The sequence below is a fragment of the Mycobacterium sp. IS-1590 genome, assembly GCF_001500025.1.
Lineage (GTDB): Bacteria > Actinomycetota > Actinomycetes > Mycobacteriales > Mycobacteriaceae > Mycobacterium.
In genome coordinates this window covers 1-18246 of the sequence record NZ_LQIW01000021.1, presented here as the reverse complement: position 1 = coordinate 18246, position 18246 = coordinate 1, and the positions used below count along the sequence as shown (strand labels likewise).

Here is an 18246-nt window from a genome sequence, read left to right as displayed (position 1 = left end):
CGGTACCGCAACCCTCGGAGGTACTGTTTGACCATCGTGTCGAAGAAAACTGCGCGATAGTCGAATATTCGTCCCTCAATCAGTTTCTAAGGGTGGACCGTGGTGGGAACTTCAGATACACAGCAGAGCTCGACAGACCAGGCGCAGTCGAAGTGGTTGTCCAAATCCGCGGCGCAGACCCGGGGGTCGGACAAGGACGAAGTCCAGTTCCACTACGACATCTCCAACGAGTTCTTCAAGCTCTGGCAGGACCCGTCGCAGACCTACAGCTGCGCCTACTTCGAGAAGGACGACTACACGCTGGAGCAGGCGCAGCTCGCGAAGGTCGACCTGTCGCTGGGCAAGCTGGGCCTGCAACCCGGAATGACGCTGCTCGACATCGGCTGCGGTTGGGGTTCGACGATCCAGCGGGCCGTGGAGAAGTACGACGTCAACGTCATCGGCCTGACGCTCTCGGAGAATCAGAAGCGCCACATCGAGGAGAACCGGTTCGCCAACATCAAGAGCGACCGCAAGATGGAAGTCCGGCTGCAGCCGTGGGAGGAATTCGAGGGCCGGGTCGACCGGATCGTGTCGATCGGTGCGTTCGAGCACTTCGGCTTCAACAAGTACGACGACTACTTCAAGAAGACCTTCAACTGGATGCCCGACGACGGCGTGATGATGCTACACACGATCATCATTCCCGAGGACGAGGAGATCAAGGCAAAAGGCCTGCCGCTGACCATGTCCCGGGTGAGATTCATCAAGTTCATCATGGATGAGATCTACCCCGGCGGACGTTTGCCACTGGCCTCGATGGTGCGCGAGCACGCAAACAAGGCCGGCTACACGGTCACCCGTGAGCAGCACCTGCAGTCGCACTACGTCAAGACGCTCGATACCTGGGCAGCGAACCTCGAGGCGAAGAAGGACGAGGCCATCGAGATCACCTCCGAGCAGATCTACGAGCGCTTCCGCAAATACCTGACCGGATGTGCCGACCTTTTCCGCGACGGCTACACCGACGTCGCTCAGTTCACCTGCGAGAAGGCGGCTGCTTAGTCAGTTTACGAAAAGTGCGATATAAAGCTTGGTCGTTACGGGGTCGTCGGGGTCGCGTAACCGCATAGGAGGCCAAAGGAACATGTCGGATGGTTCGGGGACGACGATGAAGGTCGCGTATGAGGACGTTCAAGCCCACTACGACCTCTCGAACGACTTCTTTGGCCTGTTTCAGGATCCGACGCGGACCTACAGCTGTGCGTTCTACGAGCGTGACGACATGTCGCTCGAGGAGGCGCAGTACGCCAAGATCGACCGCGCGCTCGGCAAGCTCGATCTGCAACCCGGAATGACGCTGCTCGACGTCGGCTGCGGCTGGGCGTCGGTGATGAAGCGCGCGGTCGAGACCTACGACGTCAACGTCGTCGGATTGACGCTGAGCCGCAACCAGCATGCGCTGGGCCAGCAGATCCTCGACGCGGTCGAGACGGACCGCTCCCGGCGGGTGCTGCTCAAGGGCTGGGAGGAGTTCGACGAGCCCGTCGACCGCATCGTGTCCATCGAGGCGTTCGAGGCGTGGCCGAAGACCAAGTACAAGGCCTTCTTCGACACCTGCTACCGCGTCATGCCCGCCGACGGCCGGATGGTGCTGCAGACGATCATGGGCCACCCGCTCAAGCGGTGGCCCGAGTTGGGCATTCCGATCGTGATGTCTGACCTGAAGTTCATGCGGTTCATCGCCAAGGAGATCTTCCCCGGCGGAGCCGTGCCGTGCGACGAGGACGTCTACGAGTTCGCGGGGAACGCCGGGTTCACCGTCGCCGACTTCGACGACATGACCCCGCACTACGTGCGAACCCTGGATACCTGGGCCGAGAAGCTGGAGGCCGCCAAGGACCGGGCGATCGAGGCGACGTCGCAGGAGGTCTACGACCGCTACATGAAGTACCTGCGCGGCTGCTCGGACTTCTTCTCGCGCAACGTCAGCTACGTCGGCCAGTTCACGCTGACCAAATAGCCGCTAGTAGGCGCCGAACACCAGCGAGACGTTGTAGCCGCCGAGCCCGAACGAGTTGGTGACCGCGTAGCGGTAGTCGCCGCGGCGCGGGCTCTCGGAGACCACATCGAGGTCGATCTGCGGGTCGAGGTCCTTGAGGTTGAGCGTGGGCGGAACGACCCCGTCGCGCAGCGCCTGGACCGTCAACACGGCCTCGATCGCGCCGGCCGACCCCAGCGAATGCCCCAACGCCGCCTTCGGCGCGTACACCGCGGGCGAGTGGTCGCCGAGCGCCCTGCGGATGGCCCTGGCCTCGGCCAGATCACCGTGAACGGTCCCGGTGGCGTGCGCGTTGATGTGGTCGATGTCGGTGGCCGTCAGGCCGGCCAGTTCGATCGCCCGGGTGATCGCGTCGCTGGCGCGCTCACCGTCGGGATCGGGCTCGGTGAAGTCATAGGCGTCCGACGTCATGCCCGCGCCCATCAGCCGGGCCAGCGGTTTCGCACCGCGCGCCTTGGCGTGCTCCTCGGTTTCGATCAGCATCAACGCGCCGCCCTCGCCGAACACCATGCCGTCGCGGTCCTTGTCGAAGGGGCGGCAGGCGCCCGCGGGGTCGTCGTTGTTGGTCGACAACAGCCCCTGCAGGCTGAATGCCGCGATGGGCACGGCCTCGATGTGGGTCTCGACCCCGCCGCAGATCACCATGTCGGCCTCGCCGAGGACGAGGTGTCGCCAGCCCTGGGCGATGGCCGCGGCCCCGGATGCGTCGGCCATCACCGGCGAGATGATGCCCGCCTTCGCCTTTCGGTCCAGCCCCACCGCGGCGGCCGCTCCGTTGGGCATGTACATCTGGATGGTCAGCGGCGACACGGCACGCAGGCCCTTCTGCCGCCAGAGATCGTGCTGGAGCGGGATCTCCTCGGTGCTGCCGAGTGCGAGGCCGACCGACACCGCCAGCCTCCGGGTGTCGACGTCGGGATTGCCCGCGATCTCCCAGAGCCTGCGGCTGAGCACGGTCGACATTTTCTGCATGTACGACGTCCGGCGCCGTTCGACGCGGTCCAGTTGCTCGTCGAGATTCTCGAGGATCGCACCCCCGATCCGGACCGGGGAGTCGAACTCGCCGACGAACCACTTGTCGAGCGTGCGGATACCGCTTCGGCCCTGCTGAAGCAGCCGCCACGCCTCTTCGGCGTCGGTGGCCAGCGCTGTCGTCGAGGCCACAGCGGTCACGACGATGTCGGGAAATCCGTCGCCAGTCCTGAGCGCGGCCATGCCGGATGCTCCTCGTCCACTCGAATATGTTCGGGTAGTACTGAATATTAAGACCCTCCGAAACGACGGACGACTTGTGGCTGAACTCAATGTGCTCGGCGAGCCGCTGGAGCCGTGCAGTTCTGACCCATTGACCGGCTTCTACCGGGACGGGTGCTGCTCGACCGGCCCGGAGGATCTCGGCAGCCACACCATCTGCGCGGTGGTGACGGCGGAGTTCCTGCAGCACCAACGGTCGATCGGCAACGACCTGTCCACCCCGCGACCCGAGTACCGTTTTCCCGGCCTGCGGCCCGGTGACCGCTGGTGCGTCACGGCGGTGAATTGGTTGAAGGCCTACCAGGACGGCTTCGCCGCGCCGGTGGTGCTGGCGTCGACGCATGAGCGCACGCTCGAGATCATCTCGCTCGAGGCGCTGCGCGAGCACGCCGTCGACGTACCCGACGACCTCGGATCGCTCTAGTCCCCCAATAAGTGGAAGTCGTGACCGCAGCGGGCGGCCAACGCGAGCATTCCGGTCGGTGATCGCTCGGTTCGTCATACCGTGAGCGAATGACAGACCAGATACCGGCAGTGAGCACCGGGCATCCGCCCGAGGCGCTGATGCGTGTACTCAACCCGTCGCTGCGGTTCCTGTTGCGCACTCCGCTGGCGGGCCCGTTGCGCAACCAGTTCATGGTGCTCAACTTCAGGGGCCGAAAATCCGGGCGGCACTTCTCGATTCCGGTGACCGCGCACCACATCGACGGCGGACTCTACGCGCTTGCCAACGCCGCATGGAAAGTCAATTTCCGGGACGGCGCCGACGCGGAGGTGGTGCACGGAGGCAAGACGCGGAAGATGCGTGGCGATCTGATCACCGATCCGGCGCAGGTGGCCGGTTTGGCGCACCGGCTCGCACAGTCCTACGGCCCCAAGCGTGCGCAGACGACCATGGGCCTGAAGTTTCGCGATGGGGGCATTCCGTCCGTCGAGGAGTTCACGGAGGCGGTACGGCGGGAAGGCCTCGCCGCGGTGCGGTTGACACCCGGATGACCGAAACGCCGACCGACGCAGAGCATTCAGATCTCTCCGGGTTCGGTATCGAGCACCGCGTTCGAACCTGCGCAGCGTGGCCAGGTACAGCACCCGCTACCACCTCCGTCATGAGCATCGACCTTTCGGAGGCTGAGGACCGTTCTTCGGAACGTACAGATCCGCGATGAGACCAATCGCAGAAATTCACGCCTGCGAAATATTGAGTGCCTTACTGTTCACCTATCCAGAAGGGAGAACGGATGACGGCAGAGGGCGTTGTTCATGGGCGGTCCGCCGAGGACGAGTCTCGGGAATGCGGCTACACACCCGAACTGAAGCGGAGCCTCGGCTCGTTCCAAGTGTTCGCGATCTCGTTCGCGTTCATCTCGGTCGCCGTCGGTGTCTTCGCCAGTTATGGTGCCGTCCTTCAGAGTTCGGGACCCGTCGGCATCTGGCTGTGGTTGGTCGCGGCGATCGGGCAGACACTGGTGGCGCTCGTCGTCGCCCAGTTCGCCGCCCGCATCGCGCTCAGCGGGTCCTCCTACCAGTGGGCGTCGAGATTGGCGAACCCGAAGGTCGGCTGGTTCTTCGGGTGGTTGACGTTCTGGTTTCTTGCCATCGGAGTGGTGGCGATGGACAACGCGCTCGCCAGTCAAGCGCTCATGCCGCTGCTGGGCATCGCACCGGATGAGGATGTCGCCCGGCTGATCACGCTGGCGCTGCTGGCGATGCAAACCGTGCTCGTCATCGCATCGACCAGGTTGCTCGGCGTGGTCACTTCGACCGCGGTCGCACTCGAGCTGACGATCGTCGTCGTGCTGGTGATCGTCTTGGCGGCGGTGATGGTGCACAGCGGCAGCGGAACCGTCGACAATGTCGTTTCGCGGGGTGTCGCCGCCGGCGCATCCGACTACTTCGCGCTCGGTGGCGGCTTGATGGCGGGGATGGTGATGGGACTGGTGACGCTGGTCGGCTTCGACTCGGCGGCCAATCTGGCCGAGGAGGCCAAGGATCCGTACCGCAGTGTCCCCCGGGCGATCGTCTCCTCGGTGATCGCGTCGGCTGTCCTGGGCTTCATCTTCATCTTCATTCTCACCGTCGCGATCAAGAGCGTCCCCGAGGTCAGCACCAGCGAATCACCCGTCGCAACGATCATTCGCGATCAGCTGGGGCCCGTCACAGAGCGAATCCTGTTGTCGGGTATCGCGTTCGCGATGTTCGGTGCGGCGATGGTGATGCTGGCGTCGTGCTCACGCATCGTTTTCGCCATGGCGCGCGATTCACGCTTTCCCGGCCATACCCTGTTCCGGCGGGTCAACCCGAAAACACGGACACCGATTCCGGCGACCGTGCTGATGTTCGTCGTGGGTGTCGCCCTCATGGTGGCGCTGCCGGGTCAGGCGCTGCTGCAGCTGATCGTCGGGTCGACGATCCTGCCGGCGCTGATCTATGGAGCCATCACCGTGCTGTACCTGACGGTGCGAAAGCGGTTGGGCAGCAGGGAGGGTGCGTTCGGGCTGGGGCGCTTCGAGGTGCCGGTCGCGATTGCCGCCATCGTCTGGGTGGTGTTCTCGTTGGTGGCGCTGATGTCACCCTCGGACTCCCTGGTCCCCGACCTGATCGTCCTCGGCGTCGTGTCGGCGGGCGGGCTTTACTTCGCCAAGATGATGATCTTCAACCGTGAGGTGCTCGAGACCGAGCCTGGTGACCCCGACGCGTTCTGAGTGGCGGCCCCTTACCTCGCGGATAGGAAAGGCTTTCGCTCGCGCAGCGAAAACTGGCCCGGCTGTCATTACGCGGACGCCGCTTCATCGCGACCATTGAGTACAGACACCGCCGAAGCGGCGGTCCCCAGAACTCGACCAGGAGCCGACGATGCTGGAAGCGATCCAACCCGCCGAACACCAGACCGTGGATTGGCTCGCCCTGGCAGACCAGCTGTTTCCGGCCGAAGCGCTGGGAGCCGCCGGGCCCACTTCCGGTACCCGGATTGCGTCCTAGCGTCCAGACTGCACACAGGGTCGTTGATCCGGTCAACGAACAGCCCTGGCTGCGGTTTCGCCTACGGCTGCTCCAACAGCCGCAGGGGGTGCAGGCCGTCGACGGCGCCGACGAACGGCGGATGGATGCTGTAGCCGATCATGCGGCGGATGTCGTCGGAAACCTCGCGCGCCGTATCGCGGGATATCGATAACGTGAACGCCTCCATCGGCCGCAGCCACGGCTGGCAGTACTGGGCGGTGACGGCCAGCCGCGCGTTGCCGGCGGAGTTCGCGCCGCCGCCGTGCCAGAGGGTCCCGACGAAGAAGACGCAGGAACCGGCGGGCATCACGACCGGTATCTCGGGGTCGTCTGGTTCGGGGCGACGCCTGCCCCAGCGGTGACTGCCAGGGTAGAGAACCGTGGCGCCGTTGTCGGCGGTGAAGTCGTCGATCGCCCAGATGGTCGCGGCGGCAAGGGGTTCGCGTGGCCGCGGGATCGGGTAGAAGCCGTCGTCGTGGTGCGGCATCTGCGCGGACTCGCCGGGCTGGATGTTGATGGCCTGCAGGGCCGACAGCAGGTAGTTGTCCATCAGCAGCCGGTCGAGGACTGCCAGGACCCGCGGGTGATCCACCAGCCGGTCGCAGACCCGCGTCCTGCTCAGCAGGCTGTAGACGCGCTGCGTGTGCCGCCCCTCGAATGCATTGCGCCCGGTGTGCGAGAGCCACGGCGCGACCGTCTCCTTGATCTGCGCGCACTCGTCGGCGCTGAGCAGGTTCTCCCAGATGAGGTAGCCGTCGCGGTCGAGGGCCGCCATGTCGGCGTCGACGATGGCCGGGTCGACCGAGGCGCCGCCGGTCGGTGTCCACTTGTACCGGCGCGCCAGGTCGCCCCGCAGGTCGTCCAGTGTGGTGACGGGCTCGTCGTCGATGCTCATCAGCAGCCCTCCCCTGTCGGTTGGCCTATGCAAACACTGGACCTTGCGCGGGCACTGGTCAAGGACATACCGACTTTCGTGGCACCCCGCGGCGCTGTTGGCGATGCCCTACGCCGATGAGCGGGCGCTCACCGCCCGCAGTGGAACATCGTCCTGCCAGGGCTGGCGAACGACCAGATCGGCTATTTCGAACGTGCCGCGCTCGAATTCCCCTGTCGCAGCGTCGATCAGGCGATACTGCTGGCGCTGCCGATGGATCGGCTGACCATCAATCATGATCACCCGCACCTCACCCGGCTCGAAACGGCAGCGCGCGTGCAGCGCCCGCACCAGGCTTTCGTTGTGCAGATGTCCGTCGCCGAAACTCCAGCCCAGCGCGTATGCGGCGACCATCTCCCCTTCCACCACGGCGTAGTCGTCCTCGCGGCCCGGGGGAATGACGCGGTTCAGCAGCGTCACCACCGCGCGGCCGTGCGCGTACATCGCCCGGAAGGCCAGGCCGCGGTGCATGGTTATCTCCGCGTTCTCCGGGCCGACGAGCCGCTCGAGCTGCTTGTGCTGCAGCAGGCCCAGCCCGGCGGTATGCGCGTGGATCTTCTCGGTCGCCGACGCGGTCAGACACCACGTCGAGATGTCCCAGTTGCCTGCGTAGTAGCGCATCCCCGGCAGAAAGGACACCTTCGTCGGGTCGAGGTTGCCGACGGCGATGGCGGCGACCAGCACCGCCAACAACGCCGCCACCACCCACGGATGCTGAAGGTCGCCGAGCCCGAGGCCGTCGTGCGCGACGAACAGCGAGCCGACACCGAAGATCATGAACACGTTCCACTCCAGCGGCACCCCGAGCGGAATCGACGTCAGGATCACCAGATGGAAGATCACCATCACCGTCGCTGCGGCGGTGGTGAGCGCTCCGCCATGCGAGAAGAACAACGCCAGCGGCACGGCCAGCTCGATGACGGTGCCACCGTGGGCCAGCAGGCGCGGGATCCCGCTCGGCCGGATGTCGTCCGGGTAGCCGCGATAGAGCTTTGTGCGCAACCGTTTTGACCGCAGCAGCGGGCTGTTGCCGATCATCGTTGCGACGACGTAGGGGAAGTGCTTGTTCAGCTTCGAGATCGCCGCCCCCATCCAGATGGCGACCATCACCAGCTTCGCGGCGACGATCATGTCCGCACCCGGCAGCAGGAACGTCACCGTCAACGCGCCATACACCTCGCCGCGCGCGGCGAGGAAGATGAGCTTGTCGCGCAGGCCGGCGACCAGCAGCAGCATAACGATGACCGCGATCTTCCACATCGGCAGCAGCCCGACCGAGGTGTCCAGCGCCGCAACGGGTCCGGTACCGTCCGACAGCAGCGCGTAGGTCGTCGCGATCAGCAGCGCGGCGTACAACCCCACATCGCACGGGGTGCGGCGGTCGCCGCCGGTCAACGGCACCCGACCCGGCCACGGGGGCAGCCGGATGGTCCCGGTCCGCAACCAGTACAGCACCGAGCCCATCGGCGGGTTGATCTTGCCCGTCAGCGGCCCGAACCCGCAGCCGAGTCCCAGCACCTCGAACAGCAATGCCCACAGCACGACCTTCTGGAAGACGATCGGCTCGCTCCACCACGAGCTGAGGTTGGTCCACCCGTCGATTCCGTTGGTGGCCAACGCGAAACACATGCCGCCCAGCACGAAGAGCGCGATCTTCACGGTGTACACGAGGTAGAGCACGTCGGGGTTGCCCATTCCCCGCTCCGCAATGTGCCGCACCAGCGGTTTGAGCCGCTCGGATCGACTGCCGTGGCGCCACGACGGGTAGTCGAGCTCCGGCGAGTCGCCTTTCAAGAATCCCACTGGTTGGCTCCCTCAGATCAGCAGCGCTTGGTTCCGCATGGCGGCGAGGTGGTGCAGCAGCGCTTCGTTGCGGCCGAAGACGACGTGGTCGACGCCGGCCGTCAGACCGCGCTGGCACGCCTCTGCCATGGGAAAGTCCTGTCCTTCGAGAACCTGGGCGGCGCCATCGAGTCCCATCTTGTACCAGGCGCGTTCGTCGTCGGTGACCGGTTCCGCGGGTGCCGAGATGGACAGGTAGACCACGGTCTCGTCCGGGCTCCTGCCCGGGTAGGCGCGCAGCATCTGCGACGTGCCCGGCGCCTCGATCAGCACGCAGCTGGGAAACAGCCCGTACACCACGGTGCCGAAGAACTGGTCGGGCCAGTCGGCCTCTGAAAGATCTCGGTACTGCACGATGTCGCGGAACGGGAAGGCCCAGCGGATATTTCGGTCATAGATGTCGTAGACCGAATTGTTCGACGCCAACGGGTCCAAGGTGTCGGCATGCACGAAGGGAAAGTGGTAACCCTCGAAGTTCACGTCGACAGCGAGCTTCCAATTACATGCGATGTCGTAGCGCCGGGTCTCCACGTGGAACACCCGGTCAAAGTCGTAGTCCGACAACGGCGTCGCGATACCGTCCAGCGCCGTCGACACATCGACGTCGGCCGAGAGTCCCACGACCAGGAGTCCACCCTGCATGCTGATGGGCAACGAGATCAGGCCGCGGTCTTCGAGGTCTGCTCCCGCGAACATCGTGCGGGCGGGCGCCCCCTTGAGCCGACCGTCCAGGCCGTAGGTCCAGCCGTGATAGGGACAGGTGAGCGTTCGCGTTACACCGCAGCCGTCGGCCACCTGCGCACCTCGATGTGCGCAGCCATTGATGAACGCGCGCAGCGCACCGTCCTGCGCCCGTGTCACCAGAACGGGTGTGCCCATCACATCCTTCGTCACATACGAGCCGGGGGCGGCGACCTCGCCTCCCCAGCCGATCACGTGCTGCATGCTGCGCAGCATCCGGACGTCGGCCTCGAAACGGTCGCCGTCGACGTACGCGCTGCGCGGCTCGCGCCACACCCGATCGGCGATGTCAAGGCTGTCGTTCTCGAAGTGCTTCAGGACGCGGCGGGTGAGCTCGAGAGCTTCTTGTCGTGGCACGGGATTACCTCAGTAACGGACGGGATCGTCGACAAGGGATGCGCGCAGCGCGCGGACCTGACTGGCGAAGAAGCGCTGCGACACAGAGGCATTCGGCGCGATCAGATCGAAAGCGTGGAAGGCGCCCTCGGCGACCTCCTCGCGGACGGCGACACCGGCGTCCCGCAACCGCTGCGCGTAGGCTCGGCATTCGTCGTGGAAGAGGTCGAGGGTCCCGACGCCGATCCACGCCGGGGCCAGCCCGGACAGGTCGGCGCGGCGCGCCGGGACCGCCGCCTCGAGGTCGGCACCGGCGAGGTACCACTGCCAGGCGGCGCGGTTGTCGCGCGCCGTCCACATCACCCGGCGCCGGGACTCCGCAGGAGTCCGATCATCGAGCATCGGGTAGACCAGCATCTGCAGTGCGAGTTCGACGTCGCCGCGATCATGGGCGCGCTGCGCCACCGCCGCGGCGAACCCACCGCCCGCGCTGACTCCGCCGACGGCGACCCGCGCCGGATCCACCCACGGCTGCCCCGAGAGCCATTGCAGTGCGGCGTAACAGTCGTCGAGCGGCGCGGGGTATGGATGCTCCGGCGCGAGCCGGTGATCCACGGCGACGACCGCCACGTCGGTGAAGTTGGCCAGCTTCCGGCAGAACCGATCCTCCTGCGCCGCAGAGCCCATCACGGTACCGCCGCCGTGGATCCACAACATCGCCGGAGCGGGCGGCGCGCTACCGCGCGGACGGTGAACACGGACGGCGACGTCGCTGTTCACGCGGGCCACTTCGACGCCACGCATCCGCCCGGTGCACCCGGCGAGCGCCATCAATGCGCGCGGCACCGCCAAACCTCGGTGCAGCGCATAACCTTTCGGCAGGATCCGCGCGACGCGTCGCAGTTCCGGGTCGACCTGCGTGTAGTCGATGTCACCCATTGGCCGCTACCGCCTTGGCCACTTTCCGGAGAGCGTCGATCTCCCCGACGCCGTCGATCGGTTCGTCGGTGTCCGCGGCGACGTGGATGCCCACGTTGCGGATCCCCGACGGACCCGCTGTTCCGTCGAAGTACCGGCCGTTCCTGATCACCACGTCGAAGCTCATCGAGCCTGTGCTCCTCATCACCGATCGTGTGACCACACGATACATATGCTAATTAATGTATGGTCACGAAATGGCCGATCCGGAACTCATCGAGTTCGATCTCCCGCGGCTGCGGATGAGCGCGCTCAGCTGGGGACCCGAGGACGGAAGGCCGGCCATCTGCGTGCACGGCTTTCCGGACAGCGCGCACAGCTGGAGGACGCTCGCACCGATCCTGGTGGACAACGGGTTTCGCGTGATCGCCCCGTTCACCCGTGGCTACGCCCCGACGGGCCCGGCCCCCGACGGTGACTACCACCTGGGCGCGCTGATGTGCGACATGGTCGACCTGCACGCGCACCTCGGCCGCCCGGCCGACGCGGTGCTGATCGGCCACGATTGGGGCGCGTTCACCGCCAGCGGGCTCGCCGCCTACCCGGGGTCCCCGTTCGCCGCGCATGTCGTGATGTCGGTACCCCCGCTCGCGGCGATGGACAACTCGCGGCGCGGACTCGCCCAGAATCTGCGGATGGCCGCGATCCAACTGCGCCGCAGCTGGTACGTGCTGTTCTTCCAGCTGCCGTTCATACCGGAGCGGGTGCTGCACCGGGTGATCCCCCGACTCTGGAAGGACTGGTCGCCACCAGGGGTGGACGTGCGCGACGGTGTCGCAGCGACGTTGGACGCGCTGCCCTCGCTCGTACATCGCAAGGCAGCGGTGTCGTACTACCGGTCCATGGTTCGATTCACCCGTCCCGCAGCGCGATACGCGAGCCTGCACCGGTTCCGGTTCAGGCTGCCCAGCCATCCGCTGCTCGTACTCCAAGGTGAACAGGACGGCGCGGTCCAGCCCGGTTACTTCGACGGGGTCATCGACGCGCTCCCGCCGGGTAGCCGGGTGCGCACGATTCCCGGTGCCGGACACTTCTTGCAGGTCGATCAGCCCCGAGTGGTCGGCAGCGCCATCCTCGAGTACCTCAAGGTCGGCTGAGTTCAGCGGTCCTGTCCGAGCTCCGCAGTTCGTAGTCGTCTGGATCGGGGTGGCTCGTCCATCGCCAGTAGTCGAAGATGCGGAACCCGTACAGAGTGGGCAACCCACCCGACGAGTTCTTGTAGTAGCTGCTCGAGATCGCAGGGTGGCTGTAGACCATCTGGCTCAAGCGTTCCTGGTTGCAACGGTCGTAGTCGGCGCACACATCCGCACGCGGCATCGCCGAGTCGTACCCACCGGCCAGCGTCATGTCGATGCAGCCCATGATGTAGCGCATCTGGCACTCCGAGTTGTAGATGATGCTGGCGCCGTTGACGCCGTTGGTGCCTGGGCCGTACATGCAGTAGAAGTTCGGGAATCCCGGCACCGTGACGCCCAGGTACGCGTACGCCGAATCGCCCCAGGCGGTGTTGAGTGCAAGCCCGTCGAGACCGCGCACGTTGACCGGGCCGAGCTGATGGTTGACGTCGAAACCGGTGGCCCACACCAACACATCGGCGCGGCGGTGCACGCCGTCGACGGTGATGACGCCGTCGGGCGTGATCTCGGCGATGCCGTCGGTGATCAACTCGACATCGTCGCGCTGCAGCGTGGTGAGCCAGGTTCCGTTGTCCTGCAACGTTCGTTTGCCCATCGGCGGGTATTTGGGTGTGACCTTCTCGAGCAGGTCCTCATCGGTGCAGAAATTGCGCATCCACGCGATGAACATCTCGCGGATGGCGTGGTTGGACGCGTTGCACGACAAGCCGCCGTTGTCCCAGTGCGGGTCGATGCGGACCTGTTCGTCGAGCGCGTCGGCGATCGGCCACCACGACACGAACCGCAGCCACCGCGCGTAATACGGCAGGTGCCGCATCGCCCACCGGGCCCCGTCGGGAACGACGTCGTGGTACATCGGGTTGGGCGCCATCCACTGCGGGGTGCGCTGGTAGACATCGACGTGCTCGGTCAGGTCCGCGATGGCGGGCACGAGCTGGAACCCGCTGGCGCCGGCGCCGATGACGGCGACCCGTTTGCCACGCAGATCGACGTCGTCATGCCAGTCGGCGGTGTGAAAGGACGGTCCGCGGAAGGTGCGGGCACCCTTGATGTTTGGGATCACCGGGTTGCTGAACTGGCCGACAGCGCAGATCACGGCGCGTGAGGTCAGTTCGTCGGTTCGCCCGTCGGCGCCACGGACGGTGACCCGCCAGGTTGCCGAGTTCTCGTCCCACGTCGCGCCGGTGACCGCGGTGTCGAAGCGCACGTGCGGCACGATGTCGTACTTGTCGGCGACGTTCTGCAGATACTGCAGGATCTCGGGTTGTTCGGCGTAGTAGTGCCGCCAGTGGTCGGTCGGTTCGAACGAATAGGTGTAGTACTGGCTGGCGATGTCCACACGGCAGCCCGGATACCGGTTGGCCAGCCAGGTGCCGCCGACCGCGGACCGTTTCTCGATGATCGTGAACGGCACACCGGCGGCCTTGAGTTTGATGCCGGCCAGCAGCCCGGCTTCACCGCAGCCGATGACGACGACCGGAAAGTCGCGACGCTGCTGCGCGGTCGATGCCAGCACCGGCCCACACTGGTCGGCGTCGGTGAAACGCAGGTCCGCGGCGACGTAATCGACGAACTCCTCGGTCACCGTCCCCGCCGAGATCACATTCAGCATCGCCCGCATCTGCTCGGCGTCCGGGACGAACGGCGCGGGGCATCCGCGGTCGCGGTAGTCGCAGATCACCTCGACGGCACGGTCGCGCACCTTCTGCTTGTCGGGTTCGCTCATGGCACCCTGCAGGTCCATCGCGATGAGCGCATACGGGCCGGGCATTTCGTCGAGCATGCCCATGTCGCCGGTCATGTGGACCATCGACATCAGCAGGGCCGGCACGCTCGCGTCGGCGACGGCAGCCCGGATCACGTCGTCCGGATCGTCGAAGGGCCGGCCGAGCAGAGCATCACATTCTGCCAATCCGCCCATTCGCGAAGAATACACAATTTGCAAGACGTATGGTCTGAATAGGTCGACCCACTCGGTGAGAGGAGTCCGTCGACGATGTCCAACCTGAAGATGCGGCGCATCCGATTCGATCTCGGCGGCGACGACGTGCCCTTCAACTGGAACCCGCAACGACCGGCGTTCGCGATGCAGTGCAACTTGATCACCTTCTTCGCGCCGGGCTTCGAGAAGTTCATCGTCGACGCGACCCGCGAAGCGATCCCGCTGATGCGTGATCCGCGACAAGCCGAGGAGGCGAACGCTTACCTGCGGCAGGAGGCACAGCACTCGGCGGCACACATGAGCCACTTCCGTGCGCTGGCCCGACGGTGGCCGGGGCTGCAGGAGACGATGGACGAGGTGCTCGCCTCCTACGATCGGCTCACTGCCACAAAACCTTTGGCGTGGCGGCTGGCCTACACCGCCGTGATCGAGAACACCTTCACGCCTTACTTCAAGGTGTTCCTCGACCACGAGGACAAGCTGTTCGCGCCGGGCGACGAACGCGTCGCATCGCTGTTTCTCTGGCATTTCGTCGAAGAGATCGAACATCGCAGCTCCGCGCTGATGGTGTACAACGCCGTGCACGGCGACTTTCTCTATCGCGCCAGGACGATCGGCCCCGTCGCCGTGCACCTCGGAGAGATCGCCGGAATCGCCGCCCGGGGTTTCCAGAGGCATGTGCCGGAAGCCGACGGCGGCCACTACGGACGCCTGCTGCCCGACCGAATGACTCCGCGAGCGTTGCTCGCCGCGGCCCGTGCCGCCCGACAGCTGACCGGGCCCGGGCAGGGCACCTACGCCGGCGTCCCGAGGAAGGAGATGATCGCAATGCTGACCGGCCTGGTCCGATCACAGGGGCCGAACCATGACCCGACTCACGAGAATCTTCCGCCGTTCGCGGAACGCTGGTGTGACAGATTCGACGACGAGCCCAGAAGCGCCGCCCGGTGGTACTCGGTCGGCGTAGCCGGGTAGCGGCGAACACCGCCGATAGGATCGCCACATGCAGGGTGCGGAGGCGGGCGACTAGTGGCACGGCGCCACGGCTGGTCGGGCAATACACCGGCCTCTGACGAGGAGGCGATCAACCGCATCCTCGACGCCGCCGACGAGATCATCGCCGAGCGCGGGTCGGCGATGCGGATCGCCGACGTCGCGCGGTCGCTGGGGGTGACCCGCCAGACGGTCTACCGCTACTTCCCGGGCACCGAGGCGCTGTTGCTGGCCACCGTGATGCGCTCCGGCGACGGCTTCCTTGACCAATTGGCCAACCACGTGGGCGACGAAACCGACGCCGTCACCGCCGTGGTCGAGGGGCTGGCATTCGCGATCGAGAACCTGTCCCGCGACGATCGCATCATCTACATCCTGAGCAGAAGGTCGCGCGGTGAGCTCACACCGTCGTTGTCGTCCGATACTGCGCTGGCCTTCAGCCGCGCGATGCTGCACCGCTACGAGGTGGACTGGGGCGCAAACGGGTTCGACGAGGAGGCACTCGGCGAGCTCGCCGAGTTCTTGCTGCGGATCCTCTACTCGTATCTCGTCGACACCAACAAGAAGCACGCTACGGGCGCCGAACTGCGAACCTTCCTCGCGCGCTGGGTGGGTCCGGCCGTCATCTATCCGCGGTTTGCGGTGGCCATGGAGTCGGTCGCCAAGGTCGCCGTCCCGCGGCGTCCCGACCGCCGATCGGCGTCATAACCGGTTCATCAGAACCGCCCGAAACCCCACCCCGTCACCGAGGTCGCGGGACGAAGTTGCCGTGGAAGCCCTGCGGAATGTGGTGGCGCAAATTCGCGGCGGCGATCGGGCCGGCTGCGACATCTGCCGCGTCGAAGATCACCAGCCGCGATGTATGCGTCCGCGATTGGTACTCGACCGAGAGCACCCATCCGTCGTCCTCGGCAGTGGCGTTGGGTTTGGCGGCGAATACCGGTTCGCAGAAGCTGTTTCCGGCCTCGGGCGTGGTGTACGTCGCCGCGGAGTTGTCGCTCAGATCGAGCCTGGTGATCGAGTCGTAGAACGAAACGAGACGGTGGCGCGTGTTGAGGTAGGCGTAGCGGTGGTTGCGGCCCTCGAATGCGTCGTTGTGCCGGGGGAATTCGCAGGGCAGACCGGAGAGCGGTTCGGCAAGGACACGTCCCGAACGCGTGATGCGGTATCGCATGAACGTCGAGGGCGCGTCATCGAGGGGCGCGACGTGGAATCGGTTGAGGCGCCCCAAGAGTCGCCCGTCGTCGTAGGTGATCGCGTCGATGACGGTGTCGCCCTCGTCGTCGTAGGCGTTGCTGAGGTGGAACATCAAGACGGCGTCGTATTCGATGGTGCGAATCTCGCCGCCGTCCCGCGGCACCAAGACGAACACGCTGCCCCGCTCGGGCCGGTACCGCATGGCGTCGCCCATCGGCTTGAGCCCCAACAGAACCGGCAGGGCCGCCGGGATGATCGGTGACACCACGAACACCAGATGGCTTTCCGTCAGCGCGAAATCGTGCACCATGGCGACGTAGGGCAGTCGCGCGGAGCGGAAGTGCTTCAGGCGGCCCGTCGGGTCGGTGCGATAAATCCGCAAATGCGGTCGCGGGATGAACTCGACGCCGAAGTTGAACATCTCGCGGGTTCGCGGGCAGAAGCACGGATGCGCCGAGTACGAGCCCACCCAACGCAATTCACCACCGAACCGGCGGACACCGATGGTTTCCAATGTCTGCGGGTCGATTTCGTGCGGTGGCCCACCTTCCCACAGCGCGAACAGCCGACCCGCGTGCTCAACGACGTTGGTGTTGGCCAGATTCGGTGGAAGACGCCCGATGTTGGACTTGACTCCACCGGGCGCGGCGGTGCCCATGTGGTTCAGCCCGGTCCTGCCGAGGTAGTGGTTGGTCCGCACGTAGCGGTTCTTGTAGTGGACCGTGCCGTCGGCGATGGTGAAGGCCGAGAGCATGCCGTCGCCGTCGAAGAGGTGGTGCAGAGGGCGACCGCTGTGGTCCTGCCAGCGGCCGGGTCCGTTGCGGTACAGGGTGCCGTCGAGACCGGGCGGAATAGTTCCGTCGATGTCGTCGACTGGGTAACCGTACTCGGCCAGCTGGGGTTCGCTGACGCCGAGGCTTCGCACGTCGGCATCGCTGAGCGTCGCGAGCTGGGCCATCAGCTGGTCGCGCTCGCTGACCGGAAGCGATGCGAGGTACCGATCGAGTTCGGGCAGTGCGGGCCCATCGGTCGCGATGATCGGAGTCTGGGTCAACGGACACTCCTCTGCTGAGACTAATCGGCAATCTAGTCTCAGTTTGGGTTGGGAAGCAATGGTGCTGCGGTAGAAAGAGTCGTGGCCAGGACTCGTTCGTCGGCACAACTGGTGCGTGCCGCGCTGGACCTGATCGCCGAGGGCGGCCTCGATCGGTTGACCTTGAGCCAGGTCGCCGAGCGGGCCGGCGTTTCGCGGGCCACCGCCTACCGCGAGTTCGGCGACAAAGATGGGCTGCTGGGCGCGATCGCTGAACAGGAGATCGGCGCGATGATCGCCGCGACGCTCGCCGCCTTTGACGCTCAGGCCGACCCCGCCGCGCAGACGGCGGCTGTCGTCACCACCACGCTGCGGTATCTCCGCAATCACAAGGCTTTCGTCTACATTCGCGACCACGAACCGCACTGGCTGCTGCATGCCGGGCTGCCTGTCGGCAATGACCGATTGAACCTGGTGCAGACGGTGGCGGCGATGGTCGCCCAGGCGATACCGAGTTCGGACCAACTTGCGCTGACCCCAGTCGCCGCCGCCGAAGTCGTCGTGCGGACGGTTCTGTCCCACACGCTGATCGAGGGCAGCGCGCTGACCGAAGAGGAAGTGGCCGAGGTGGTCAGCCGCGCGATCACCCGGCGATGATCGATCGGCCTCCGCCGCCGATGCGCATAGCTGCATTCAGTGCAGACGACGGATTGGACCGCCTCAGAACAGAGAGTGGCAGGTGCAGTGTCTGATTTCACGACATAGTGGGCAGCTGTCTCGCGACATAGTTGGCATCTGTGCAAGCGTGGGAGGCCGGCC

17 protein-coding genes are annotated in these 18246 nt (G+C 65.7%); 9 read left to right on the top strand and 8 right to left on the bottom strand.

All coding sequences use genetic code 11. The features are described from left to right. The first annotated feature begins 99 nt into the window (after window positions 1-99). Together AU197_RS14415 and AU197_RS14410 are read left to right on the top strand one after the other, a co-directional pair. A complete protein-coding gene (locus AU197_RS14415) occupies window positions 100-1044 on the top strand; it encodes a cyclopropane mycolic acid synthase family methyltransferase (protein WP_064403390.1) in 945 nt (314 codons plus the stop codon). A gap of 82 nt (window positions 1045-1126) precedes the next feature. Then, complete coding sequence (locus AU197_RS14410; RefSeq protein WP_197415541.1) at window positions 1127-2002, top strand: cyclopropane mycolic acid synthase family methyltransferase; 876 nt, start codon at window positions 1127-1129, stop codon at window positions 2000-2002. A 3-nt stretch (window positions 2003-2005) separates the two neighbouring features. On the opposite strand, the gene AU197_RS14405 is transcribed toward AU197_RS14410, so the two are convergent. Further along, window positions 2006-3256, bottom strand: coding sequence for a KasA/KasB family beta-ketoacyl-ACP synthase (locus tag AU197_RS14405; RefSeq protein WP_064403389.1), 1251 nt, complete (start codon window positions 3254-3256; stop codon window positions 2006-2008). 76 nt (window positions 3257-3332) lie between these two features. Between AU197_RS14405 and AU197_RS14400 the strand changes: the two genes are divergently transcribed. The 3 genes from AU197_RS14400 (at window position 3333) to AU197_RS14390 (ending at window position 5997) form a co-directional block, all read left to right on the top strand. Continuing rightward, entirely contained in the window at window positions 3333-3719 is a 387-nt protein-coding gene (locus AU197_RS14400) for a DUF2237 family protein (RefSeq protein WP_064403388.1), read from the top strand. A gap of 89 nt (window positions 3720-3808) precedes the next feature. Then, entirely contained in the window at window positions 3809-4291 is a 483-nt protein-coding gene (locus tag AU197_RS14395) for a hypothetical protein (protein WP_064403387.1), read from the top strand. Window positions 4292-4533: 242 nt separating this feature from the next. Further along, on the top strand, window positions 4534-5997 hold the full coding sequence (locus AU197_RS14390; RefSeq protein ID WP_064403386.1) for an APC family permease: 1464 nt from the start codon (window positions 4534-4536) through the stop codon (window positions 5995-5997). Window positions 5998-6335: 338 nt separating this feature from the next. Here AU197_RS14390 and AU197_RS14385 read toward each other — a convergent pair whose 3' ends face one another. From AU197_RS14385 to AU197_RS26465, 5 genes are all read right to left on the bottom strand, one after another. Next, complete coding sequence (locus AU197_RS14385) at window positions 6336-7190, bottom strand: phytanoyl-CoA dioxygenase family protein (protein ID WP_064403385.1); 855 nt, start codon at window positions 7188-7190, stop codon at window positions 6336-6338. 108 nt (window positions 7191-7298) lie between these two features. Continuing rightward, entirely contained in the window at window positions 7299-9032 is a 1734-nt protein-coding gene (locus AU197_RS14380) for a DUF3556 domain-containing protein (RefSeq protein ID WP_064403384.1), read from the bottom strand. 12 nt (window positions 9033-9044) lie between these two features. Beyond that, on the bottom strand, window positions 9045-10169 hold the full coding sequence (locus AU197_RS14375; RefSeq protein WP_064403383.1) for an aromatic ring-hydroxylating oxygenase subunit alpha: 1125 nt from the start codon (window positions 10167-10169) through the stop codon (window positions 9045-9047). 9 nt (window positions 10170-10178) lie between these two features. Continuing rightward, on the bottom strand, window positions 10179-11087 hold the full coding sequence (locus AU197_RS14370) for an alpha/beta hydrolase (protein WP_064403382.1): 909 nt from the start codon (window positions 11085-11087) through the stop codon (window positions 10179-10181). Further along, window positions 11080-11253, bottom strand: a complete 174-nt coding sequence (locus AU197_RS26465; RefSeq protein ID WP_197415545.1) for a hypothetical protein — start codon at window positions 11251-11253, stop codon at window positions 11080-11082. The genes AU197_RS14370 and AU197_RS26465 overlap by 8 nt, the downstream gene beginning before the upstream one ends. A 70-nt stretch (window positions 11254-11323) precedes the next feature. On the opposite strand from AU197_RS26465, the gene AU197_RS14360 reads away from it, so the two are divergent. Beyond that, window positions 11324-12223: an alpha/beta fold hydrolase gene (locus AU197_RS14360; RefSeq protein WP_064403409.1), complete on the top strand. Its 900-nt coding sequence runs from the start codon at window positions 11324-11326 to the stop codon at window positions 12221-12223. Here AU197_RS14360 and AU197_RS14355 read toward each other — a convergent pair. Then, complete coding sequence (locus tag AU197_RS14355) at window positions 12210-14183, bottom strand: flavin-containing monooxygenase (protein WP_064403380.1); 1974 nt, start codon at window positions 14181-14183, stop codon at window positions 12210-12212. The genes AU197_RS14360 and AU197_RS14355 overlap by 14 nt on opposite strands. 75 nt (window positions 14184-14258) lie before the next feature. Between AU197_RS14355 and AU197_RS14350 the strand changes: the two genes are divergently transcribed. Next, a complete protein-coding gene (locus AU197_RS14350) occupies window positions 14259-15179 on the top strand; it encodes a metal-dependent hydrolase (RefSeq protein ID WP_064403379.1) in 921 nt (306 codons plus the stop codon). 54 nt (window positions 15180-15233) lie between these two features. After that, window positions 15234-15905 carry a TetR/AcrR family transcriptional regulator gene (locus AU197_RS14345; protein WP_064403378.1) on the top strand — a complete coding sequence of 224 codons (672 nt, stop codon included), beginning with the start codon at window positions 15234-15236 and terminating at the stop codon, window positions 15903-15905. A 34-nt stretch (window positions 15906-15939) separates the two neighbouring features. Here the strand turns inward: AU197_RS14345 and AU197_RS14340 are convergent, their stop codons facing one another. Further along, on the bottom strand, window positions 15940-17448 hold the full coding sequence (locus AU197_RS14340; protein ID WP_064403377.1) for a carotenoid oxygenase family protein: 1509 nt from the start codon (window positions 17446-17448) through the stop codon (window positions 15940-15942). An 81-nt stretch (window positions 17449-17529) separates the two neighbouring features. Between AU197_RS14340 and AU197_RS14335 the strand changes: the two genes are divergently transcribed. Continuing rightward, a complete protein-coding gene (locus tag AU197_RS14335; RefSeq protein ID WP_064403376.1) occupies window positions 17530-18084 on the top strand; it encodes a TetR/AcrR family transcriptional regulator in 555 nt (184 codons plus the stop codon). The last annotated feature ends 162 nt before the right edge of the window (window positions 18085-18246 follow it).

Bases quoted from the DNA above. Each gene is read 5' to 3' on its own strand.
- AU197_RS14410 (WP_197415541.1), top strand. From the start codon at position 1,127: ATGTCGGATGGTTCGGGGACGACGATGAAGGTCGCGTATGAGGACGTT.
- AU197_RS14405 (WP_064403389.1), bottom strand. From the start codon at position 3,256: ATGGCCGCGCTCAGGACTGGCGACGGATTTCCCGACATCGTCGTGACC.
- AU197_RS14395 (WP_064403387.1), top strand. From the start codon at position 3,809: ATGACAGACCAGATACCGGCAGTGAGCACCGGGCATCCGCCCGAGGCG.
- AU197_RS14390 (WP_064403386.1), top strand. From the start codon at position 4,534: ATGACGGCAGAGGGCGTTGTTCATGGGCGGTCCGCCGAGGACGAGTCT.
- AU197_RS14385 (WP_064403385.1), bottom strand. From the start codon at position 7,190: ATGAGCATCGACGACGAGCCCGTCACCACACTGGACGACCTGCGGGGC.
- AU197_RS14370 (WP_064403382.1), bottom strand. From the start codon at position 11,087: ATGGGTGACATCGACTACACGCAGGTCGACCCGGAACTGCGACGCGTC.
- AU197_RS26465 (WP_197415545.1), bottom strand. From the start codon at position 11,253: ATGAGCTTCGACGTGGTGATCAGGAACGGCCGGTACTTCGACGGAACA.
- AU197_RS14360 (WP_064403409.1), top strand. From the start codon at position 11,324: ATGGCCGATCCGGAACTCATCGAGTTCGATCTCCCGCGGCTGCGGATG.
- AU197_RS14355 (WP_064403380.1), bottom strand. From the start codon at position 14,183: ATGGGCGGATTGGCAGAATGTGATGCTCTGCTCGGCCGGCCCTTCGAC.
- AU197_RS14350 (WP_064403379.1), top strand. From the start codon at position 14,259: ATGTCCAACCTGAAGATGCGGCGCATCCGATTCGATCTCGGCGGCGAC.